The organism is Vibrio hannami (genome assembly GCF_029589055.1).
Taxonomy (GTDB): domain Bacteria; phylum Pseudomonadota; class Gammaproteobacteria; order Enterobacterales; family Vibrionaceae; genus Vibrio; species Vibrio hannami.
Genome location: NZ_JARQZP010000007.1, coordinates 2,020,835 through 2,043,482, shown reverse-complemented (window position 1 = coordinate 2,043,482; position 22,648 = coordinate 2,020,835). Strand labels below are relative to the sequence as shown.

The following is a 22,648-nucleotide window of genomic DNA, read 5'->3' as shown; positions in this document are numbered from 1 at the left end:
GCAGTGGCAAGGTAAAAATAAAGGTTTGAAATGGCTGTTGAACTGAATGAGTTAAGAGATCAGATTGATGAAGTAGACAAGCAGATGGTCGAGCTATTAGCTCGACGTCTTGCTTTAGTAGAAAAGGTTGGTGAGGTTAAGAGCGAACACGGCTTACCCATTTATGCACCGGATCGTGAAGCGGCGATGTTGGCTTCTCGCCGTAATGAAGCTGAAAAGAAAGGTGTCCCGCCTCAGTTGATCGAAGATATTCTTCGCCGCACGATGCGTGAATCCTACGCCAGCGAAAAAGACTCCGGCTTTAAGTGCCTGAATCCTGAACTGCGCTCAGTGGTCATTGTTGGTGGTAAAGGTCAGTTAGGTGGCCTGTTTGGTAAGATGTTTGCCTTATCTGGTTATGAAGTGAAGGTGCTGGGCAGTAAAGATTGGGATCGTGCGGATGAAATCCTTGATGGTGCCGGACTGGTTGTTGTTACTGTACCCATTCATCTGACGGAAGGTGTTATTGAAAAACTGGGTAACCTGCCTGAAGATTGTATTCTCTGTGACCTTACTTCTATCAAGTCTAAACCTTTGGCGAAGATGTTAGAGGTTCATCAGGGCCCTGTGGTTGGTTTACACCCTATGTTTGGTCCGGATGTTCCAAGCCTTGCTAAGCAGGTAATTGTCTACTGTGACGGACGAGGTAGTGAGCAATACCAGTGGCTTCTTGAGCAGTTTGGTATCTGGGGAGCGAGCTTATGTCAGATCGATGCAGGTGAGCACGATCATGGCATGACACTGATTCAGGCTCTACGACACTTTACTTCTTTTGCTTACGGCTTACATCTGAGCCGCGAAAATCCAAATATCGATAAGCTTCTTCAGTTGAGCTCCCCTATTTACCGGTTGGAGCTGGCGATGGTAGGGCGTTTGTTTGGGCAAGACCCGAATCTATATGGAGATATCATCCTCTCTTCTAAAGAAAACATCGAGATGATTAAGCGTTTCCACCAATGCTTCGGTGAAGCACTTAAAGTGCTAGATGGAAATGATAAAGCGGCGTTTGTTGAGAGCTTCAATCAGGTAAGTGACTGGTTCGGTGATTACTCACAGCAGTTTATGACGGAAAGCCAGAACCTGCTAAAACAAGCGAATGATGCCATTCACCGTTCCTAAAGTTCTATATTTATAGTTCCCACGCTCCCCGTGGGAACTCATATCTGATTCATTTCGAGTACTCAATAGAGGAAGGGGAGTTCACGCTTCCTCTATTTTTAAGTATTCAGCTATCTGGCAAACAGCAACTTCCCATACTTATCCAACTCTTTCAGGCGTTGTGCAGCCACCTTCATATACTCTTTCTTATGAGCGCCAGTCAGTGATTTAGACTGAGGTAGTTTTACGGTTCTTGGGTTCTTGTGAACTCCGTTTACCAGAAACTCGTAATGAAGGTGAGGGCCGGTTACGCGACCTGTACCGCCAAGAGAGCCAATCGACTGACCCTGCTTAACTCGTTGTCCGGTTTTCACATAACGTTTTTTCAGATGCAGGTACTTAGTGATATAGGTATTGCTGTGTTTAATAAACACATAATTACCATTAAATTGGTTATAGCTCGATTTCATCACCGTGCCGTCACCTGCAGCCCAGATTGGTGTGCCTACAGGAGCCGCATAGTCGATTCCTCGGTGAGGTCTAACCTTGCCAGTGACCGGATGCAGGCGGCGAGGGTTAAAGTTTGAGGTAATACGACGGAAATCAACAGGAGAGCGCAGGAACGCCTTTTTCATAGCCCGGCCATTTTCGTCATAGTAGTTTTCTGTTTTATCATCGAATACCGCTTTGAACACGTCTCCACGGTTAGTAAAGGTAGCTGCGATGATTTTACCGCGTCCGATCAATTCCCCTTCAACCATTCGTTCTTCATAAAGCACCTGAAAAGAGTCTCCAGAGCGAATATCGAGTGCAAAGTCGATGTCCCATCCAAAGATGCCTGCAAGTTCCATAATCTGGTTTGGTGTCATTCCAGCACTAATGGCGGCATTCCAGAAGTTAGAGGTGATTTCCGCTTCGGTATAGTTGTACTGAATATTGACCTCTTTGTTGTCAAATTCGGCTTTGTAGCTATCACCTGACTTCGTGATTCGAAAGGTCTTATATGGGGTTAGGTTTCGTACCAACTGCACTAGCTTGTTGTCTTCATCAAAACCGAAAAGCAGTTCATCCCCTGGTCTTAGTCTGGATAGTTGTTTATTTATTTCTTTATCGGCATTAATGAGATTATGTAGCAGTCTGGCAGACAGTCCTATCCGGCTAAATAAAACAGCAGCACTTTCCCCCGATTTTACTTTATGTTTTTCCCAGCGAATTAAAGCGGTTGGCTTTATATCTATGCCTGAATGCAGTGCTTCAGCGTTGATTGCCAGTGGGTAGTGATGTCCTACTTCGAGAGTTTTTTGATCTCTCATCAACTCGTCTGCATCCGGAAGAAAAACAATGAATACAAGAAGTGCTGAAATCAGAGCAATTAAAACTCTATGAATGGCAGGTAAGCGTTGAAAAGTTGATAGCATATTTCGCGATTACAGAAAAAAATATAAAAATATTGGATACAAGAGTCTAACTGGTTTCAAAAAACATCGCTATTCAAGTAAGATGTCTCACTATTATTTTTTTGCCAAATCTGTGGGAGCAAACAAGAATGGCGAGTATTGAAGCAGCATTGGCCGAGATCAAGCGCGGTGCAGAAGAGATTCTTCCTGAAGAAGAATTGATTGAAAAATTAAAAGAGGGTCGACCTCTACGAATTAAATTAGGTGCTGATCCAACTGCTCCGGATATTCACCTTGGCCACACAGTTATTTTTAACAAGCTTCGCCAGTTTCAGGAGCTTGGACATGAAGTTACTTTCCTGATTGGTGACTTTACTGGCAATGGTTGGTGACCCAACAGGTAAAAATAACACTCGCCCACCGCTAAGCCGTGAAGACGTGCTGCGAAACGCTGAAACGTATAAAGAGCAGGTATTCAAGATTCTTGACCCTGAAAAAACGAAGATTCAGTTTAACTCTGAGTGGTTATCTGCGCTTGGTGCAGAAGGTATGATTCGTCTGGCTGCAAACCAGACTGTGGCACGTATGCTAGAGCGTGACGATTTTAAAAAGCGCTATGCTGGTGGACAGCCAATCGCTATCCACGAGTTTATGTATCCTCTTCTTCAGGGTTACGACTCAGTAGCGATGGAAACAGATGTTGAGTTAGGCGGTACAGACCAGAAGTTCAACCTTCTGATGGGACGTGAGCTTCAGAAGTCCAACGGTCAAAAGCCTCAGGCAGTATTAATGATGCCTCTTCTTGTTGGCCTCGATGGCGAGAAGAAGATGTCTAAGTCTGCGGGCAACTATATCGGTATTAGCGAAGCACCAGGCGAAATGTTTGGTAAAATCATGTCTATCTCGGATGACTTGATGTGGAGCTACTACGAGCTTCTTTCTTTCCGTCCGCTTGAAGAGATTGCTCAGTTCAAAGCAGATGTTGAAGCTGGTAAGAACCCTCGTGATATCAAGATTCTGCTGGCTAAAGAAATTATCGCTCGTTTCCACACCGAAGCAGATGCAGACGCAGCAGAACAAGAGTTTATTAATCGCTTCCAGAAAGGAGCAATGCCAGATGAAATGCCAGAGTTTGAGTTCGATGCTGGTATCGCGATCGCTAACCTTCTGAAAGATGCAGGTCTTGTGAACTCGACATCAGACGCTATGCGTATGATTCGCCAGGGTGCTGCAAAAATTGATGGTGCAAAAATCGAAGATACGAAGCTGGTTCCAGCCGCTGGAACGGCAGTTTACCAGGTAGGTAAACGTAAATTTGCACGAGTGACAGTGAAGTAATTTTCTGTATCGCTAAATGTCTTAAGGGCGCTGAAATCAGCGCTCTTTTTTTACACAGAATTTGCGTGCAATCTCTCTTTTTCAACGTTAGAATACCGCCCGCTGCGACTTGCAGTAACTTTGGAGATTTTTATGAACAATACCGACCATCCCCCTAGTATGAAGGGAGAAAAATAACCGCGCTCGGTATTAGCGATCTCCGCTCCTGCCAGGCCGGTGGGAGACTTCTTTTCTAAAAACTCTTCTCAATTTTTCTCCATATACTAATTGCAAATACACATATACCAGCAGGACTACCTGTATTTGGTCGTTGTATGCGTATATCTGTGTATTGATGGTCGTTACCTTAAGCTAATCGGGAGATTCGCCATGACGGTAATGAGCAATATTTATATTGAACAAACAACACCATTTTCTTCTGCGGAAATTGGTGCAGCGCGTAACGCTTTTCTACAGTATGAAGAAGAAAAGCAGATCGAGCTTTTGGCAGTAATGCCAATTGAAGAAGCGGTGGGAATTCTTTCTCACTGTACTGTGGTTTATGTCCAGCACCTGATTCAGGAGATGGAATCAAGAGGACACCATAAAAGAGCCAGACATTTTGCTCATCAAATGGGTTTTATTCGTTCTGAAGCGGAAACGGCAGACGGTTACCTATCAACCAGTGTTTTAGAACATGTGAAACAACGTGTTGGCTGGATCGTGATGCTGGCACTTTTGGGTATTGTATCCGGGCTTATCATCGCGCAGTACGAAGATACAATCAGCCAGTTAGTGCTTCTGGCGGTTTATATGCCAGTTATCGCGGCTGCTGGAGGTAATACCGGAACTCAGGCAGCGACTCTGGTTATTAGGGCACTGGCTACCGGTGAGCTACGAAAAAGGCAGTGGTTGAGTGTGTTCTGGAAAGAGAGCAGGGTAGCAGTGTGTTTAGCACTGGTTGTCGCCGTTGTGATTGTTGGTAGGGTCATGTTTTTCACTGGGGAAACATCTACTGGCGGTTTTGACCTATCCATTATCGCCCTGGCAATATCAGTAGCCTTGTTTATTCAGGTAACCATATCGACAACATTAGGCGGATTGCTGCCAATACTCGCAAGAGCATTTAAGCTGGATCCTGCGGTATTGGTGAGCCCGGTATTAGCCTCAATTGTCGATATTTCAGGTATCTGGATCTACTTTACTGTAGTGAATTACTTTTTAGGGATAGCTTAAGCAGATCCTGATAAAAGGCCTTCTCAAATTGAAATATCGCAGGAGTGATGGCAGGTTTGTCATCACTTCTTTTCGGCGGATAGTAATCTGTTACAAACTGAACAAAGGTTGCTTTCGGCTGGCCGCTCTCATTCAATACATATCCTGCCATATTATAACTTCCATATAGCGAACCACTCTTGGCTTTCAAATGTCCTTTGACAGGGTTTTTGCGCATGCTTCTTCGATATTTAAGTGTCCCGCTTTCTCCGGCACTAGGAAGAAGTGAAATTAGGTGCAGTTCTGAATCATGCTTCCAAATATAAGAAAGTATCCGTGTCATCATCTCGGGTGACATTCGGTTATTGCGAGATAATCCGGAACCATCAGCCAGCTGAGCCGATTCCATATTAATTCCGGTATGTGAGAATATGATCTGTTTTACCGCTTCGGTGCCGTTTCCAAAGCTGCCGGGTTGGATATAAAACCTGGCTCCAAGCGTTTTTACAATATTGTCTGCGATCAGGTTGTCAGACTCTTTAAGCATAGTATCCAGTAGTTCTGACAGAGGTTTTGAGCTATGGGTAGCCAAAAGCTCCCCTCGCTGTTCAAGCGTCGAATATATATTGCCGTCAAAGGCTATGTTGTTAGTGTTTAGGAGATGTCGGATAGTTTGCGCTGTATAGCTCTCAGTTTCCTGAACAGCAAACTTTAAGGGTAATGGCTTGCTGCGATGGCTTAGACAGCCAGAAAGCTCGTAGTGATTGTTATCAAAGGTGTTTAACTCTAATGAGCATTGTTGGGATTCTTGAACCTCTTTATCTACCGAAATGGCTCTAGTCATAACGCTGATAGGTTGATGTTCAGGAACGTAAACTCGGGTTGTTCCATCCTGATTAGTATAAATCGAGGCTTGAACGCAATTTTCATCCAGGGTAATTGCGCTGGATGGGGCACTATAACAGACGCCTAAAATATCCCAGGGCCATCCAACCCCTCTCTCATACCCGGTAAAGGCCGCCTTATTGAGAAGGATATCCCCCTTTATTGCACTGATGCTATTCAGCTTCAACTGGGCTAAGAGATTCGCCAGATCCTTAGATGTTAATGTCGGATCACCAGAGAAATTTATAATGATATCGTCGCCGTTCTGTTCCAGCCTGGTTTCAAACTTGAAGTCATCCCCAAGTTCCAGCTTTGCAGCAAGTGCGGTCACCACCTTTAGAGTGCTGGCTGGTGGAAATAGCTGCTCTTTATTCAGTTCAAAAAGAGACTGTTGCTTGTCTTCTACAGAGATACCAACTCTGCTACCTTGAGGAAGCATTTCTATAGGTGAATAAGCGTATGATGAGAGGCTGCAAAATAATAGAACAGCTAGAGTGAATAGGCGCATAAAAACAGAATCTCTATGATATTTCTTCAGAGTATATAAAAACTGGGAGAGAGCACAATGTAGAATTGTTTCTTAAAAGCAAAGAGCCTCCGGGCGGAGGCTCTTGATCAATATAAAGTCTAAGTAATCAGATTAGAAAGAGTACTTAAGACCTAGACGTAGAGTGTCATCCGCATCTTTTGAGTAACCATCTGTGATGATCATGTTCATATCTTTTTGGTCAAGGTTATTGAACATGTAAGATACATACGCATTTAGGTTGCTGTTGAAGTTGTATTCACCAGTAAGTTCGAAGAAGTCACTCGCGTTGTACTTGCTACCCGCAGTTGGATCGATTTCAGTCTTCTGGTAAGCACCTTTTAGTGCAAAGTTGTTATCGAAGCTGTATACAGCCGCGAATTCCATACCGTTGAACTCGTCACCATCATTTACGCCAGTATCACCTTGAGTATAGGTTGCACCCAGGTATAGAGCATCCATTGTATAGTTAAGACCAGCGATTACAGCTTTACCCTTAGTGCCGTCAGTACCGTTTGTCGCTTTACCATCTTCAGAGTAGCCAAGACCGAAGCCTAGGCCCATAGGTAGTGTGTAGATAGCAGATAGACCGTAACCATCAGTATCTTTTTCACTGCCAGCAATGTAACTTGCTTTCAGTGTTAGATCGTCGATATCAGCTGTGTAAAGAATAGTGTTATTGATCTGCTCATCACCAGCGTCGATAAATGTTTTTTGTGCGCCAGTAAATGTTGTTACGTCAGACATTTGAGAAATCTGAACGGCAGCAGTATCCTGACGACCGAAAGATAGCGCACCGAAGTCACCTTTTAGACCAGCAAATGCATAACGCTGCTTGAAAGAATCGTTAGCGTCGTTACTTGAAGATGAATTCACACCCTGCTCACCTTCATAGAAGCCAAAACCAGTCAGGTTATCTGTAACCTGAGTTTCGCCGCCAACATTTAAACGGAAACGGCTTTTGTTGTTCATAGAACCTTCTAACTCAGTGCCGTCATCCTTACCAACGAAATCACCACGGAACTCAGCGCGACCGCCGATGTCCAATCTTGTGCCATCCTGGTTGTAAACTTCTGCTGCAGTTGCGATTGAAGAAGCTGACGCAGCAGCCACTGCTAGAGCGATAATTTTCTTATTCATAATTCTATCCTGATTTACTGTTCATATTCCCGGCTCCTAGGCCGAGGTTTTTGTAACAGCGAACACCACACTCAACTGTACGCCGTTATTTTAAGTTAAGGGCGTTTGCGAATAGGTTGTTGCTAAGACCTTTTTAACCTCGAGTCCCTCGCAAATGTTAGTTAAATGATAAAAAATAGCCTAAAGAGATGTTTTTTTAGATGGCACATAAAGTGCTGTGGAGGTAGGTCTGGACTGATTTATAGGTGTTTGACTAGTACGAAAAAAAACACCTGCTTACATTGCAGGTGTTTTGAAATTTTGAGATTAACTTCCGTGATTAGAAAGTGTAGTAAACACCCGCAACAGCAACGTCAGTTTCTGAAGCTTCAACAAAACCAGGAGTGTTTTCCGCAACAAATGTAGTACCTTCAGATGATGAGTACTCAACAAACGCGGTCAGGTCATCCGATACAGCGTAATCAACACCAACTGTGTATGCGTCCAGATCTGCATCTGTTGTATCCACCTCACCAGTGTAAACTGAAGTGTATAGACGAACAGCATCGATCTGGTAGTCAGCAGAAACACCGTAAACGTCAATATCTACGCTATTAATTTCTTCTTTAACGTAGTGAGTTGCGATTGAGAAACCTGCGATACCGTAGCCAACTTTTACACCCATAACAGTGTTGTCGCCATCGTTTGTTTCATCGTAAGCATGACGGTTACCGTGATCCTGATAAGATGCACCAAGATTAAAACCAGCGATATCATAAGATGCAGATACACCGTATGTTGCGTCTTTATCTTCGTCCTGATGTAGGTAAGTGTCCGCAATCAGTTTTAGACTTTCAGTTTGATATTTTAGGCTTAGTGCGTGACCTTTAGACTCAAAACGACTTGCTACATCATCTACGTAACCAACACCTTCGTTGGTATTATCGATAATAATTGCATCCAATGAATCACCGAAATCGCCGATTTCACCTACAGCGAAACCGAAGTTGTCGCCAAACATTGCACCAATGTAAAGGTCATCTGTTGACACGCTGTTTGAATCATTGTCACCTGGTAGGAAGCCGTTGCCATTCTCTATTTCAAAAGAACCAAATACTAAAACATCGTCATTTAGCTGATGATTTGCATCGATTTGCACCTTTGCCCATAGATCGATGTCAGGGTCAGTTTTAGCATCATTGCTTGTTCCCTTAAGCTCATATTGGCTCAGGTATGCATCAATTTCACCTTTAAAGCCGACTTTTGTTGAATCGTTTTCGTAAATTGTTGCTGCACTTGCACCTGTTGCAGCAAACGCCACTGCTAACGCGATGATTTTCTTGTTCATCGTAATATCCTATTTTCTAGTTAATCCTATGAGTGTTTAGTAATATCGCGAACGAACTATCACGCTGTTGTATGCTACTAATCAAAATCTCTCGGCAGGGATTATTTAATTCAGCAAGTTGATTTTATGTGTGATGAAATATTCGTTCGCTGAAGAAGTTGTACTGCTGAATGTTGTGGGACAGGGAGTAAAATGATCTAAAATAAAATTTTATAGTGCGCCGTGTTGTTGTCTTTAGTTATTAACGTGCTGTATTTATTGGTATAAATTTATTTTGTAAATTTCTCTTAAAAGTGGGGCTAGAATTGTTGATTTAGATGTTTTCGTGTTTTTTAGCTTTTAAAGTGTGATCTGGGTCTTTGTTTTTATAACTATTTACCTCGTTTGCGCGGGAAATGTGAAGAGAGCAGTCTTATTTGCTAGTGATTCTCGCAGCAACTTTGTTTACACTACCCTTAATTCGATACGTTTATTACGTCCTACTCAGCACCTGTTGAGTGGGCGTTTTTTGTCCAAAGCTGGCTTTGGAATTAGAGGTTTATATAAAATGGAAAAGATTCCAATGACTGTCCGCGGCGAACGAAAGCTGCGTGAAGAACTTGAAGTACTACTTAAGCGTCGTCCACTTATTTCTGAGGCAATTGCTGAAGCTCGTGAATTAGGTGACCTGAAAGAAAACGCCGAATACCACGCTGCACGTGAAGAGCAGGGAATTTGTGAAGCTCAGATCAGAGATATTGAGTATAAACTGTCTGTTGCACAGGTAATTGATGTAACTAAGATGGAAAATACGGGCAAAGTAATTTTTGGTACAACAGTAACGCTTATTGACCTGGATAATGATGCTGAATCTACTTACCAAATTGTAGGTGATAATGAAGCAGATATTAAAGCGGGACGTATCTCGGTTAGCTCACCTATTGCTCGTGGCCTTATCGGTAAAATGGAAGGCGATGAAGTTGTGATTTCTACTCCTGGTGGAGATAAAGATTACGAAATCGACAAGGTAGCGTACATCTAATTACGAAATTACAGTTAGAGTTGTTATTGCAAGAACTAAAGAAGGCCGCATTTATTGCGGCCTTCTTATTACCTGACATATACGCAGGTGAACTGAGATTTAAATCGAGTGTTATTTGCGTGGCAACTCGATTTTACGCTCTTCAGTCTGACGGTACAGAACCAGTACTTTACCGATAGTTTGTACTTTTTCTGCGCCAGATTCACGAACAATAGCGTCAATAATCAGGTTTTTAGTTTCTCTGTCTTCAGAAGCAACTTTGATTTTGATTAGTTCGTGGTGATCAAGAGCAAGTTCGATTTCCGCTAGCACTGCTTCTGTAAGTCCATTTGCGCCTAGTAGCACAACAGGTTTCAGATTGTGTGCCAGGCCTTTAAGGTGCTGCTTTTGTTTGGTGCTTAAATTCATTGCGCGGCCAATTAGTTAATTTTACTCTATCTGTGTATCTTTATAATTTTAAAGATAAGCAGACATTGGGGTTGAAAAACGACATTTTAACGCCATCTAGTACCGAAGACTATAATTTATTAGTCGTCTATATAAGTTTATTAGAGCGTATTCGACCTAATATGGCTGGGAATAAGGCGGTTGATCAACCAAAGGCAATGTACTAAGTTGGACTTGCACTTGATATGTGTCGATAGGTTCTTACTCCCAATAGTAGCTTTGTGGTCAAAGCTTTCCAGGGTGAGGGCTTTGATTAGTACATCAAAGAGGTTCGCGATTTGTTCAAAGTAATGAAGATTCGCAAGCCAGATTCTTCCCGGGCTCGCTCGCGAAAAGTATATATAGTTGCAATAGGTTACAAGGGTTAACTACTCTTATAACTAAAGTCGCATTAAAAATTAAACGTTTAAATTAAACACTGTTGCTACAATAATAGTTACTATCTATCAAATTCATTAGTGAAGCCGTATAGATTGGTATCAGAAACTGTAGTACCCTACCTTTAAATTACAATTAGTTATCGAGAGGCTTACACCTTGAGTGACATGGCAAAAAACTTAATTCTGTGGCTGGTTATCGCTGTAGTCCTAATGTCGGTATTCCAGAGCTTTGGCCCTGGTGAAACCAATGGAAGAGCAGTGGATTACACCACATTTGTATAAGACGTTGGCCAAGGCCAGATACGTGAAGCGCAATTTAACGATCGCGAAATTGTATTCTATCGTCGTGATAACTCGCGCTATGTAACTTACATGCCGATTTATGATGAGAAGCTGCTTGACGATTTAATTAATCAAAACGTGAAAGTTCAGGGCACACCTCCTGAAGAACAGAGTTTGTTGGGCACCATCTTTATTTCATGGTTCCCAATGATTCTGTTGATTGGTGTTTGGATTTTCTTTATGCGCCAAATGCAGGGCGGCGGCGGTAAAGGCGCCATGTCATTTGGTAAGAGTAAAGCTCGTATGATGAGCGAAGAGCAGATCAAGACAACATTTGCTGATGTTGCTGGCTGTGACGAAGCGAAAGAAGATGTTAAAGAACTCGTTGACTACCTAAGAGACCCTAGCCGTTTCCAGAAACTTGGCGGTAAAATTCCGACTGGTGTTCTGATGGTTGGTCCTCCGGGTACTGGTAAAACGCTTCTTGCGAAAGCTATCGCTGGTGAAGCAAAAGTACCGTTTTTCACAATCTCTGGTTCAGACTTCGTAGAAATGTTCGTTGGTGTGGGTGCATCTCGTGTGCGTGACATGTTCGAACAAGCTAAGAAAGCCGCACCTTGTATCATCTTTATCGATGAGATCGATGCGGTAGGTCGTCAGCGTGGTGCTGGTGTAGGTGGTGGTCACGATGAACGTGAACAAACGCTTAACCAGATGCTGGTAGAGATGGATGGTTTCGAAGGTAACGAAGGTATTATCGTTATCGCTGCGACTAACCGTCCTGACGTACTTGACCCGGCACTACTTCGTCCTGGTCGATTTGACCGTCAGGTAGTCGTTGGTCTTCCAGATGTTCGTGGTCGTGAGCAGATTCTTAAAGTGCACATGCGCAAAGTGCCTCTTGCTGGTGATGTTGAACCATCATTGATTGCTCGTGGTACTCCAGGCTTCTCTGGTGCAGACCTGGCAAACCTTGTTAACGAAGCGGCTCTGTTTGCAGCTCGTGGTAACAAGCGCAACGTTTCTATGGTCGAATTTGAGCTTGCGAAAGACAAGATCATGATGGGTGCAGAACGTCGTTCTATGGTAATGACGGATGAGACTAAAGAGTCTACTGCTTACCATGAAGCTGGTCACGCTATCGTAGGTCGCATCGTTCCTGAGCATGATCCTGTATACAAGGTGTCTATCATCCCTCGTGGGCGAGCACTTGGTGTGACTATGTACTTGCCTGAGCAAGATCGTGTAAGTATGTCTCGTCAGCATCTTGAGTCTATGATCTCTAGCCTTTACGGTGGTCGACTAGCTGAAGAGTTGATTTACGGTGCAGAAAAAGTATCTACAGGCGCTTCGAACGATATCGAGCGTGCTACGGATATTGCTCGTAAGATGGTGACTCAGTGGGGCTTCTCTGAAAAACTTGGTCCTCTTCTTTATGCAGAAGAAGAAGGCGAGGTATTCCTTGGCCGTAGCGTGACTCAGACGAAACATATGTCTGACGATACCGCTAAGCTGATTGATGACGAAGTTCGCAAAATTATCGACCGCAACTATGAGCGTGCGAAGAAGATCCTTGAAGATAACATGGATATCATGCACTCGATGAAAGATGCGTTGATGAAATACGAGACCATTGATGCTGGTCAGATTGATGACCTGATGGATCGTAAAGAAGATATTCGTGAGCCACAGGGTTGGAGTGCTGATGCCGAAGCTAAAGTTGCTAAAGCAAAAGCGGAAGCCAAAGAAGCGCTAAATCCTGAACCAAAAGCAGAAGTGAAGAAAGAAGAGCCAGCGGCTACTTCAGAGACCAGCACTGATGCTAAGCCTAAAGATGGCGAAGAGTAATCTTTAATAAGTAATTATAAGCCCCGGGAACTGCTCGGGGTTTTTTCTTTTAGTTCGAATGTTCTACCCATGATATTAACTTCCAGAAACAAGACCCTTTCCCTTTCTACTCCTCAGGTGATGGGCATACTTAATGTTACCCCGGACTCCTTTTCCGATGGCGGTCAGTTCAACTCTATAGAAAAAGCATTAGAGCAAGCTGAAAAAATGATTGCAGCTGGTGTCACTATTATTGATATTGGCGGCGAGTCTACTCGCCCGGGCGCAAGCGAAGTTTTGCTCGAAGAAGAACTGGAGCGAACGGTTCCTGTGATTACAGCTATCCGCGAAAAACACAAAGATATCTGGATTTCTATTGATACCAGCAAAGCTGAGGTAATGCGTCAGGCTGTAAATGCTGGTGCTGATATTATTAATGATATCAGGGCACTAACGGAGCCAGGCTGTTTAGTTGTAGCTGCTGAGCTAGATGTGCCTGTTTGTCTAATGCATATGAAAGGCCAGCCAAGAACTATGCAAAATGCGCCGGAATATAAGGATTTAATGCAGGAAGTAGAAGAGTTCCTGGAAGAAAGAATAAATGCTTGTGCTGAGGTTGGAATCGACAAATCTAAGTTAATTCTTGATCCTGGATTTGGTTTTGGGAAAACCGTGGAGCATAATTATGAACTCCTGGAGCGTTTGGATGAGTTCCACGAGTTTAATTTGCCAATCCTGGCGGGAATGTCCCGCAAGTCGATGATCTTTAAAGTATTAGATAAAACGCCAGAACAAAGCGTAGCTGGCAGCCTTGCGTGTGCAGCGATAGCTGCGATAAAAGGCGCTCATATTATTCGCGTTCACGACTTTGAAGAGACAATGGATGTGGTTAAAGTTGTAAATAAGATAAATAAAAATTAGTTAGGATCTGTTATGTCAGAAAGACGATATTTTGGTACCGATGGTGTACGAGGAAAAGTGGGGCAATACCCTATCACTCCTGAATTTGTTCTGAAGTTGGGCTGGGCTGCTGGTCGAGTACTTGCAAAGAGCGGTACCAAACAGGTAATCATTGGCAAGGACCCACGAATTTCTGGCTATATGCTTGAGTCGGCGCTAGAAGCAGGTCTTGCTGCTGCTGGCTTAAAAGCGACTCTGACAGGGCCAATGCCTACACCGGCGATTGCATATCTTACTCAGACTTTCCGTGCCGAAGCTGGCATCGTTATTTCTGCATCACACAACCCTTATTACGATAATGGTATCAAGTTCTTCTCATCTGAAGGAACAAAGCTCCCTGATGAAATAGAGCTAGCGATTGAAGCCGAACTGGATAAAGAGCTTCAGTGTGTTGAGTCTTCTGAGCTTGGTAAGGCGATGCGTCTGGATGATGCGGCTGGTCGCTATATCGAATTCTGTAAAGGCACTTTCCCTAAAGAGCTTCACCTTACTGGTCTTAAGATCGTTGTCGATTGTGCAAATGGTGCGACCTACCATATTGCTCCTTCTGTATTCAAAGAGTTGGGTGCGGAAGTGGTAGCTATGGGTGTTGAACCTAATGGCATTAACATCAACGATGAGGTTGGTGCTACGGATGTTCGTGCTCTGCAGAAACGTGTAGTAGAAGAAGGTGCCGATCTTGGTCTGGCTTTTGATGGTGATGGTGACCGTATCATCATGGTTGATCATGAAGGTAACAAGGTAGATGGTGATCAGATTGCGTACATTATCGCTCGCGATGCACTTCGTCGTGGTGAACTAAAAGGTGGTGTTGTTGGTACTTTAATGACCAACCTGGGTATGGAAAATGGCCTTAAACAGCTAGGTATACCATTTGTTCGTGCTGCTGTGGGTGACCGTTATGTAATGGAACAGCTTCTTGAGAAAGGCTGGTCTATTGGCGCTGAAAACTCCGGGCATGTAATCTTATTGGATAAAGTGACAACAGGTGATGCAATTGTTGCAGCACTTCAGGTTCTGGCTTCTGTTATCAGTAGTGAAATGACGCTTAAGGAACTTGCTGAAGGTATGACGCTTTACCCTCAAGTTCTTGAAAATGTACGTTTCTCTGGCGATTCAAATCCCCTTGAAGCTGAAGAAGTTAAGAGTGCCGTTGAAGCTGCGGAAGAGAAGCTTGGTACAAAAGGCCGCGTTCTTTTGAGAAAGTCAGGTACAGAGCCTCTAATCCGCGTGATGGTCGAAGGTGAAGACTCTGAGCTAGTGAAAAACTCAGCACTCGAGATAGCAGCAGCAGTAAAAGAAAGCTGCTAATTAGGCTAATCGGCTATCAATAGCTTTATTGGTAGCCGATAAAATAACCATTTAAATCAAATCTGTGAAGTTTTGATGAATTACCCCTTGTCAGAAAAGAGCCGTTCCTATAGTATTGCTCGGCCTTCGATAAGGGAGGTCGCTAGCTTTGTCTCTGAATCCGTCAAAGACTGCGCTGGCTCGACAATTTGAAACATAGGTGGAAATATGACTACGGTTCTACTTGTGATTTACCTGTTGGCAGCTGCTGGTTTAATTGGCCTGGTGTTGATTCAACAAGGTAAAGGCGCAGATATGGGAGCCTCTTTCGGTGCTGGTGCCTCAAACACAGTTTTTGGTGCAAGCGGCTCAGGTAACTTCCTAACCCGAATGACTGCAATTTGTGCAACAATATTTTTCATAGTAGCTCTAGTGTTCGGTAATATGGCAACGCATAAGACTGAATCACAATGGGTTGACCCTACACAAGGTCAGGCTGTAGAAGCTGCTGTTGAAGTACCGAGTGAATTACCTGCTGAAAAAAGCGGTGACGAGATTCCTCAGTAAAACGTTTTAGCCGAGATGGTGAAATTGGTAGACACGCTAGCATGAGGTGCTAGTGCCGTAAGGTGTGAGGGTTCAAGTCCCTCTCTCGGCACCATAACTTGTAAATCAAGCCGTTGAGCGTATAATGCTCGGCAGTCGGACGCGGGGTGGAGCAGCTTGGTAGCTCGTCGGGCTCATAACCCGAAGGTCGTCGGTTCAAATCCGGCCCCCGCAACCAATATTTTGATGCTGATTTACAAGTTCATAGTTAATATATTTTGCTAGAATTGTATTAACTATGAAGTCGAATGACTTGTTTATTAATGATTCTTATTAATAGGCTGTTGTTTGATGTATCAGGGTCCAGCATTTAAAAAACCCCGACTTATCGGGGTTTTTTATTATCTTTTTTTCTGGTTTTCAGAAAAATAGATTATTGCTTGGAATGTTAGATTGGGCTCTGAGCCCTTTTTTTGTTTCTGGAGTGGTTTGAATGACTGGTTTAGAAAGGCAACTAACTGAATTACTTGAACCTGCAGTAGAAGCTGCTGGGTACGAGTTGGTTGGTTTGGAGTTTATCCGTGCGGGTGAACACTCAACACTGCGTATCTTTATCGATAGCGAAAATGGCATCAATGTGGATGATTGTGCCGAAGTGAGCCACCAGGTGAGTGCCGTAATGGATGTTGAAGATCCAATTACAGTGGCTTACAACCTGGAAGTTTCTTCACCAGGTCTGGAGAGACCACTGTTTAAAGCAGAACATTATCAACAGTTTATTGGTCACGAGGTCAGCATTGTTCTGAAAATGGCTATGGGCAACCGTCGTAAGTGGAAAGGTGTTATCCATTCCGTTGAAGGTGAAACCATTACCGTTACTGTAGACGGACAAGAAGAAGAGTTTGCACTAAGCAATATTTCTAAAGCTAACCTGATCCCTAAATTTTAGTTCTCCTAGAGAGAAGAGCTTAAGAGGCTGGAAAAATGAACAGAGAAATTTTAGCGGTTGTTGAAGCTGTTTCTAACGAGAAAGCTGTTCCTCGTGAGCGAATCTTTGAAGCGCTTGAAATTGCACTTGCGACTGCTACAAAAAAGAAATACGAAGTTGAGATTGAAGTTCGTGTTGAAATCGATCGTAAAACGGGTGAATTCGACACATTCCGTCGTTGGATGGCAGTTGAAGAAGTAGAGAATCCAACTAAGGAGATCTCTCTTGAAGCTGCGCAATACGAAGATGAGACTATCGAAGTTGGCGGTTACATCGAAGATGAAATCGATTCAGTAACTTTCGACCGTATCACTACGCAAACAGCGAAGCAGGTAATCGTACAGAAAGTACGTGAAGCTGAACGCGCACAGATTGTTGAGCAGTTCATCGATAACGAAGGTGAGCTGGTAACTGGTGTTGTTAAGAAAGTAAACCGCGACACTATCGTGCTTGATCTTGGTAACAACGCAGAAGCAGTTATCCTACGCGATGACCAGCTTCCTCGTGAAAACTTCCGTCCAGGTGACCGTGTACGTGGTCTTCTTTACAAAGTTGCTCCAGAAGCACGTGGTTTCCAGCTATTTATCACTCGTTCTAAGCCAGAGATGCTGACTGAACTATTCCGCATCGAAGTGCCAGAAATTGCAGAAGAGCTTATCGAACTTCGTGGCGCAGCTCGCGATCCTGGTTCTCGCGCAAAAATCGCAGTGAAAACTAACGACAAGCGTATCGACCCTGTTGGTGCTTGTGTTGGTATGCGTGGCGCACGTGTACAGGCTGTATCTGGTGAGCTTGGCGGCGAGCGTATCGATATCGTTCTTTGGGACGATAACCCGGCTCAGTTCGTTATCAATGCGATGGCACCAGCTGATGTTGCATCTATCATCGTTGACGAAGATGCAAACTCAATGGATATCGCAGTAGAAGCGGACAACCTAGCACAGGCTATCGGCCGTGCTGGTCAGAACGTACGTCTGGCTTCTCAACTAACTGGTTGGGAACTGAACGTAATGACTGTTGAAGATCTTGAGAAGAAACATCAGGAAGAATCTGTTGCTTCTATCGAGAATTTTATGAAGTACCTGGATATCGAACAGGACTTTGCAGAGCTACTTGTTGAAGAAGGTTTCTCAACGCTTGAAGAAGTAGCCTACGTTCCAGTTAATGAGCTTCTTGAAATCGATGGTCTGAATGAAGAGATCGTTGAAGAGCTACGTGGTCGTGCTAAAGAAGCACTGACAACACTTGCTCTAGCTCAGGAAGAATCATTTGAAGGCATCGAGCCAGCAGAAGATCTGCTTGGTCTTGAAGGTCTTGAGCGCGAAATGGCGTTCAAACTAGCAGCTAAAGGTGTTGCAACACTAGAAGACTTGGCTGACCAGGGTATTGATGATTCTAGAAGGCGTTGAGGGTCTGACAGAAGAGCGCGCAGGTGAATTAATCATGGCGGCTCGTAATATCTGCTGGTTTGGCGATGAAGAATAATTTCAGCAAGTAGGAGGTAGCGGAATGACGCAACTTACAGTAAAAAACCTGAGTGAAGAGATCGGTACACCGGTTGAACGCTTGATCGAACAACTTGCTGATGCCGGTATTAAAAAGTCGGGCAACGATGTTGTTTCTGAAGATGAGAAGCAGCAGCTACTAACACATCTTAAAAAAGAGCATGGTGATACCTCAGGTGAGGCTCAGCCAACTCGTTTAACTCTTCAACGTAAGACTCGCAGCACATTAAGTGTTGCAGCGAGCGGCGGTAAGAGTAAGAATGTGCAAGTTGAAGTGCGCAAAAAACGTACATACGTTAAACGTAGCGCAGTAGATGAAGAAGCTAAGCGCGAGGCTGAAGAAGCTGCGATGCGCGAAGCAGAAGAGGCAGCTAAGCGCGAAGCAGAAGCAAAGCGTCTGGCTGAAGAGCAAGCAAAACGCGAAGCAGAAGAAGCTGCGAAGCGTGAAGCCGAAGAGAAAGCGAAGCGTGAAGCTGAAGAAAAAGCAAAACGCGAAGCTGATAAGGCTAAACGTGAAGTGGAAGAAGCTGCGAAACGCGAAGAGAATCCAGCAGAAAAAGCTATGCAAGAAGCAGCGCAGAAAGAAGCAGAAGAATTGAAACGTCGCCAGGAAGAAGAAGCTAAGCGTAAAGCAGAGCAAGAAGCCGCAAGATTGGCTGAAGAAGCTCGCAAGCTAGCCGAAGAAAACGAGGCGCGTTGGAAAGAAGAAGAGCAGAAGAAAGCACAGGAAGATAAATCTGACTATCATGTGACGACTTCTACTTATGCCCGTGAAGCTGAAGATGAAGCAGACCGCCGTGCAGACGGTGGACGCCGCAAGCGCAAGAAGAAAGCAGGTGGCAATGATGACAACACAGCGAACGCAAACAACCGTGGTGGTCGCAACCAGCGTGGTAAAGGCCGCAAAGGTAAGCTAGCTAAGCCAACTTCAATGCAACATGGCTTTGATAAGACTGCTACAGTAGCTAAGCAAGACGTTGTTATCGGTGAAACTATTGTTGTTTCTGAACTTGCTAACAAGATGTCGGTTAAAGCGACAGAAGTTATCAAAGTGATGATGAAGATGGGCGCTATGGCGACTATCAACCAAGTTATTGACCAGGAAACAGCACAGCTAGTAGCGGAAGAGATGGGCCACAAGGTTGTTCTTCGTAAGGAGAATGAACTGGAAGAAGCTGTTCTGTCTGATCGTGATGATACAGCTGAAGCTGTGCCACGTGCTCCGGTTGTAACTATCATGGGTCACGTTGACCATGGTAAAACATCGACACTTGACTATATCCGTAAAGCGCACGTTGCTTCAGGCGAAGCGGGTGGTATTACTCAGCACATCGGTGCATACCATGTAGAAACTGACAACGGCATGATTACGTTCCTGGATACTCCTGGACACGCAGCATTTACAGCAATGCGTGCTCGTGGTGCTCAGGCTACGGATATCGTTGTACTTGTTGTTGCTGCAGATGATGGTGTGATGCCACAGACAATCGAAGCGATTCAGCACGCTAAAGCGGCGGGTGTACCTCTGATTGTTGCGGTAAACAAGATCGATAAAGAAGAAGCTAACCCAGACAACGTTAAGAACGAGCTAGCTCAGTACGACGTTATTCCTGAAGAGTGGGGCGGTGAGAACATGTTTGTTCACATCTCTGCAAAACAGGGTACAAACATCGAAGGTCTGTTAGAAGCGATTCTTCTACAGGCAGAGGTTCTTGAGTTGACTGCTGTTGCAGATGGCATGGCATCAGGTGTTGTTGTTGAATCTCGTCTTGATAAAGGTCGCGGCCCTGTTGCAACTGTACTGGTTCAGTCTGGTACTCTGAACAAAGGTGATATCCTTCTTTGTGGTCAGGAATATGGCCGTGTTCGTGCAATGCGTGATGAAATCGGTAAAGAGATCTTCACTGCTGGCCCTTCTATCCCTGTGGAAATCATCGGCCTTTCTGGTGTTCCAGCTTCTGGTGATGAAGCAACAGTTGTACGTGATGAGCGTAAAGCGCGTGAAGTAGCGAACTACCGTCAGGGTAAATTCCGTGAAGTTAAACTAGCTCGTCAGCAGAAGGCTAAACTAGAGAACATGTTCTCTAATATGGCAGCTGGTGAAGTTGCTGAGCTGAACGTAGTACTGAAAGCCGACGTGCAGGGTTCCGTAGAAGCAATCACTGACTCGCTACTGAAACTGTCTACTGACGAAGTTAAAGTAAGCGTAGTTGGCTCTGGTGTTGGTGGTATTACTGAGACTGATGCAGTACTAGCAGCGGCTTCTAACGCTATCATCCTTGGCTTTAACGTACGTGCTGATGCATCTGCACGTCGTACTATCGAAGCTGAGAACCTGGATCTACGTTACTACTCGATCATCTACCAGCTTATCGATGAAGTTAAGCAGGCGATGGGTGGTATGCTTGCTCCTGAATTCAAGCAGGAAATCATCGGTCTTGCAGAAGTACGTGATGTATTTAAGTCGCCTAAACTAGGTGCAATTGCAGGTTGTATGGTTACTGAAGGTCTGATTAAGCGTAATGCGCCGATTCGTGTTCTACGTGATAACGTAGTTATCTACGAAGGTGAACTAGAGTCGCTACGTCGCTTTAAAGATGACGTTCAGGAAGTTAAGAATGGCTACGAGTGTGGTATCGGCGTTAAGAACTACAATGATGTTCGAGTTGGTGACCAGATCGAGGTATTCGAAACTGTAGAAGTTAAGCGTACGCTTGACTAATCATCGGTCACACTGTCATTCCCGCATTAGCTATGCGTTTGAGTGGGAATTTAATATACAGTGATCGTTGGTATAAGATCCTTGCCTTCGCAGGGATGACGACTGAATAGGTTGTTGAATACACCATGGGGGGCTGGTTTTTTACCATCCCCCCATATTTTCTTATGCCGAGAAAGTTTGTAATTGCCTGTGTGGGTGTGATGGAGCAAACATAATTGCACATGGATGTGCAATTTTAAGCGTACATGGATGTCTTGAGCGGTTTGCGGAATCATTCCCATACAGGTAGTGCTTCTTACGGTATTAGCGAGAGAAAAATTATGTCAAAAGAATTTAGCTGCACGCAGCGCGTGTCGCAGCAATTACAAAAAGAGTTAGCAGTTATTCTGCAAAGAGAAATCCGTGATTCACGCATGGGGATGGTGACCATCTCTGATGTAGAGGTTTCACGTGACCTGGCTTACGCAAAAGTATTCGTTACTTTCCTTTGCGTGGGTGAACAGACTCCAGAAGATAGCCTTGCTGCTCTTAAAGAGCACGAAGCTCATATCCGTATGATGCTTGGTAAGCGTATCCGTCTTCGCCTGACTCCAGAAGTACGTTTTGTTTATGACAATACGCTGGTTGAAGGTATGCGCATGTCTAACCTTGTTTCTGAGGTTGTAAACAGCGATAAGCGTCGTGCTGAAGAATCTGGTCGTGAGGAAGAAGAGTAATGGCTCGTCGTCGTAAAGGTCGTCCGGTAAACGGTGTTGTCCTTTTAGACAAGCCGACAGGAATTTCTTCTAATGATGCGCTTCAAAAAGTAAAGCGTATCTATTTCGCAGAAAAAGCAGGGCACACAGGGGCTCTTGACCCACTGGCGACTGGTATGCTTCCTATTTGTTTGGGTGAAGCGACGAAGTTTTCTCAGTTCCTTCTGGATTCAGATAAGCGCTACCGGGTTATCGCGAAGCTGGGTGAGCGTACCAATACCTCAGACTCTGATGGTGAAGTGGTTGAAACTCGTCCGGTAAAAGTCGATCGCGGTCAGTTAGAGCGTTGCATTGCCAAGTCCCGTGGCACCACTGACCAGATTCCTTCCATGTTTTCTGCTCTGAAGTATCAGGGTAAGCCTCTGTACGAGTATGCTCGTGAAGGTATTGAGGTCCCGCGTGAATCGAGAAAAATCACGGTTTACGATATTGAACTGCTGAGATTTGAAGGCGATGAAGTAGAGATGGAAGTGCACTGCTCAAAAGGCACTTACATTCGCACCATCGTTGATGACCTTGGGGAAATGTTAAGCTGTGGCGCTCATGTGACTTACCTCCGTCGTACTGGTGTATCTCACTACCCCTACGAAAAGATGGTCACTATTGAGCAGCTTGAAGAACTTCTTGAGCAGGCAAGAGAGCAGGATATCCAGCCAAAAGAGCTATTGGACCCGATTCTTCTTCCTATGGATACTGCGGTGCAGGATCTACCGGAAGTAAACCTGATTCCAGAGCTTACAGATATGGTACAACATGGCCAGCCAGTACAGGTGTTTGGAGCACCAGCTGAAGGTCAGGTGCGTATGACTTCTGGTGAAGAGAAACTATTTATCGGTGTCGGCGAAATCGACGACGATGGCAAGATAGCGCCGAAAAGGCTGGTTGTTTTTAGGGACTAGGATATAAGGTTACAGGTTACAGGTTACAGGTTACAGGTTACAGGTTACATTGATCTTCCTGTTACCAGTAGGGCGTAGCCCG

The 22,648-nt window shown here is 44.4% G+C and carries 15 protein-coding genes, 2 tRNA genes and 4 pseudogenes; 16 read left to right on the top strand and 5 right to left on the bottom strand.

Annotation, left to right across the window (positions count from 1 at the left end; genetic code table 11):
* Positions 1 to 30 precede the first annotated feature (30 nt).
* Positions 31 to 1,158 (top strand): bifunctional chorismate mutase/prephenate dehydrogenase, encoded by a 1,128-nt coding sequence (gene tyrA / locus P7F88_RS23885; RefSeq protein ID WP_277828935.1) that lies wholly within the window; start codon positions 31 to 33, stop codon positions 1,156 to 1,158.
* 110 nt (positions 1,159 to 1,268) lie between these two features.
* Here the strand turns inward: tyrA and P7F88_RS23880 are convergent, their stop codons facing one another.
* Positions 1,269 to 2,555 carry a peptidoglycan DD-metalloendopeptidase family protein gene (locus P7F88_RS23880; RefSeq protein WP_277828933.1) on the bottom strand — a complete coding sequence of 429 codons (1,287 nt, stop codon included), beginning with the start codon at positions 2,553 to 2,555 and terminating at the stop codon, positions 1,269 to 1,271.
* A gap of 128 nt (positions 2,556 to 2,683) precedes the next feature.
* Between P7F88_RS23880 and tyrS the strand changes: the two are divergent.
* A pseudogene (gene tyrS, locus P7F88_RS23875) lies at positions 2,684 to 3,872 on the top strand (tyrosine--tRNA ligase).
* A gap of 369 nt (positions 3,873 to 4,241) precedes the next feature.
* Positions 4,242 to 5,087 (top strand): magnesium transporter, encoded by an 846-nt coding sequence (locus tag P7F88_RS23870; protein WP_277828932.1) that lies wholly within the window; start codon positions 4,242 to 4,244, stop codon positions 5,085 to 5,087.
* On the opposite strand, the gene dacB is transcribed toward P7F88_RS23870, so the two are convergent.
* The 3 genes from dacB to P7F88_RS23855 form a co-directional block, all read right to left on the bottom strand.
* Complete coding sequence (gene dacB, locus P7F88_RS23865) at positions 5,053 to 6,459, bottom strand: serine-type D-Ala-D-Ala carboxypeptidase (protein WP_277828930.1); 1,407 nt, start codon at positions 6,457 to 6,459, stop codon at positions 5,053 to 5,055. The genes P7F88_RS23870 and dacB overlap by 35 nt on opposite strands.
* Positions 6,460 to 6,591: 132 nt before the next feature.
* A complete protein-coding gene (locus tag P7F88_RS23860; RefSeq protein ID WP_277828928.1) occupies positions 6,592 to 7,617 on the bottom strand; it encodes a porin in 1,026 nt (341 codons plus the stop codon).
* Between the two features lie 319 nt (positions 7,618 to 7,936).
* Positions 7,937 to 8,944, bottom strand: coding sequence for a porin (locus tag P7F88_RS23855; protein WP_277828926.1), 1,008 nt, complete (start codon positions 8,942 to 8,944; stop codon positions 7,937 to 7,939).
* Positions 8,945 to 9,491: 547 nt separating this feature from the next.
* Between P7F88_RS23855 and greA the strand changes: the two genes are divergently transcribed.
* A complete protein-coding gene (greA, locus tag P7F88_RS23850) occupies positions 9,492 to 9,965 on the top strand; it encodes a transcription elongation factor GreA (RefSeq protein ID WP_277828924.1) in 474 nt (157 codons plus the stop codon).
* 111 nt (positions 9,966 to 10,076) lie between these two features.
* Here greA and yhbY read toward each other — a convergent pair whose 3' ends face one another.
* A complete protein-coding gene (yhbY, locus tag P7F88_RS23845; protein ID WP_277828922.1) occupies positions 10,077 to 10,373 on the bottom strand; it encodes a ribosome assembly RNA-binding protein YhbY in 297 nt (98 codons plus the stop codon).
* 155 nt (positions 10,374 to 10,528) lie between these two features.
* Between yhbY and P7F88_RS23840 the strand changes: the two are divergent.
* The 12 genes and pseudogenes from P7F88_RS23840 to truB all read left to right on the top strand — a co-directional run.
* A pseudogene (locus P7F88_RS23840) lies at positions 10,529 to 10,780 on the top strand (SAM-dependent methyltransferase); the annotation flags it as partial.
* Positions 10,781 to 10,948: 168 nt separating this feature from the next.
* A pseudogene (gene ftsH / locus P7F88_RS23835) lies at positions 10,949 to 12,922 on the top strand (ATP-dependent zinc metalloprotease FtsH).
* Positions 12,923 to 12,991: 69 nt separating this feature from the next.
* Positions 12,992 to 13,822 (top strand): dihydropteroate synthase, encoded by an 831-nt coding sequence (folP, locus tag P7F88_RS23830; RefSeq protein WP_277828920.1) that lies wholly within the window; start codon positions 12,992 to 12,994, stop codon positions 13,820 to 13,822.
* A 12-nt stretch (positions 13,823 to 13,834) separates the two neighbouring features.
* The gene (gene glmM, locus P7F88_RS23825) at positions 13,835 to 15,172 is read left to right on the top strand and encodes a phosphoglucosamine mutase (protein WP_277828918.1); all 1,338 of its coding nucleotides are present in this window, start codon (positions 13,835 to 13,837) and stop codon (positions 15,170 to 15,172) included.
* Positions 15,173 to 15,379: 207 nt separating this feature from the next.
* On the top strand, positions 15,380 to 15,718 hold the full coding sequence (secG, locus tag P7F88_RS23820; protein ID WP_277828916.1) for a preprotein translocase subunit SecG: 339 nt from the start codon (positions 15,380 to 15,382) through the stop codon (positions 15,716 to 15,718).
* A 9-nt stretch (positions 15,719 to 15,727) separates the two neighbouring features.
* A tRNA-Leu gene (locus P7F88_RS23815) sits at positions 15,728 to 15,812 on the top strand.
* Positions 15,813 to 15,858: 46 nt separating this feature from the next.
* Positions 15,859 to 15,935 (top strand) — tRNA-Met (locus P7F88_RS23810).
* 255 nt (positions 15,936 to 16,190) lie between these two features.
* Positions 16,191 to 16,646 (top strand): ribosome maturation factor RimP, encoded by a 456-nt coding sequence (gene rimP / locus P7F88_RS23805; protein ID WP_277828914.1) that lies wholly within the window; start codon positions 16,191 to 16,193, stop codon positions 16,644 to 16,646.
* Between the two features lie 35 nt (positions 16,647 to 16,681).
* Positions 16,682 to 18,170 (top strand): annotated as a pseudogene (nusA, locus tag P7F88_RS23800) (transcription termination factor NusA).
* Positions 18,171 to 18,194: 24 nt separating this feature from the next.
* Entirely contained in the window at positions 18,195 to 20,912 is a 2,718-nt protein-coding gene (infB, locus tag P7F88_RS23795; RefSeq protein WP_277828912.1) for a translation initiation factor IF-2, read from the top strand.
* 320 nt (positions 20,913 to 21,232) lie between these two features.
* Entirely contained in the window at positions 21,233 to 21,628 is a 396-nt protein-coding gene (gene rbfA / locus P7F88_RS23790) for a 30S ribosome-binding factor RbfA (protein WP_277828910.1), read from the top strand.
* Entirely contained in the window at positions 21,628 to 22,566 is a 939-nt protein-coding gene (gene truB, locus P7F88_RS23785; protein ID WP_277828908.1) for a tRNA pseudouridine(55) synthase TruB, read from the top strand. Before rbfA ends, truB begins: the two co-directional genes overlap by 1 nt.
* Positions 22,567 to 22,648 lie beyond the last annotated feature (82 nt).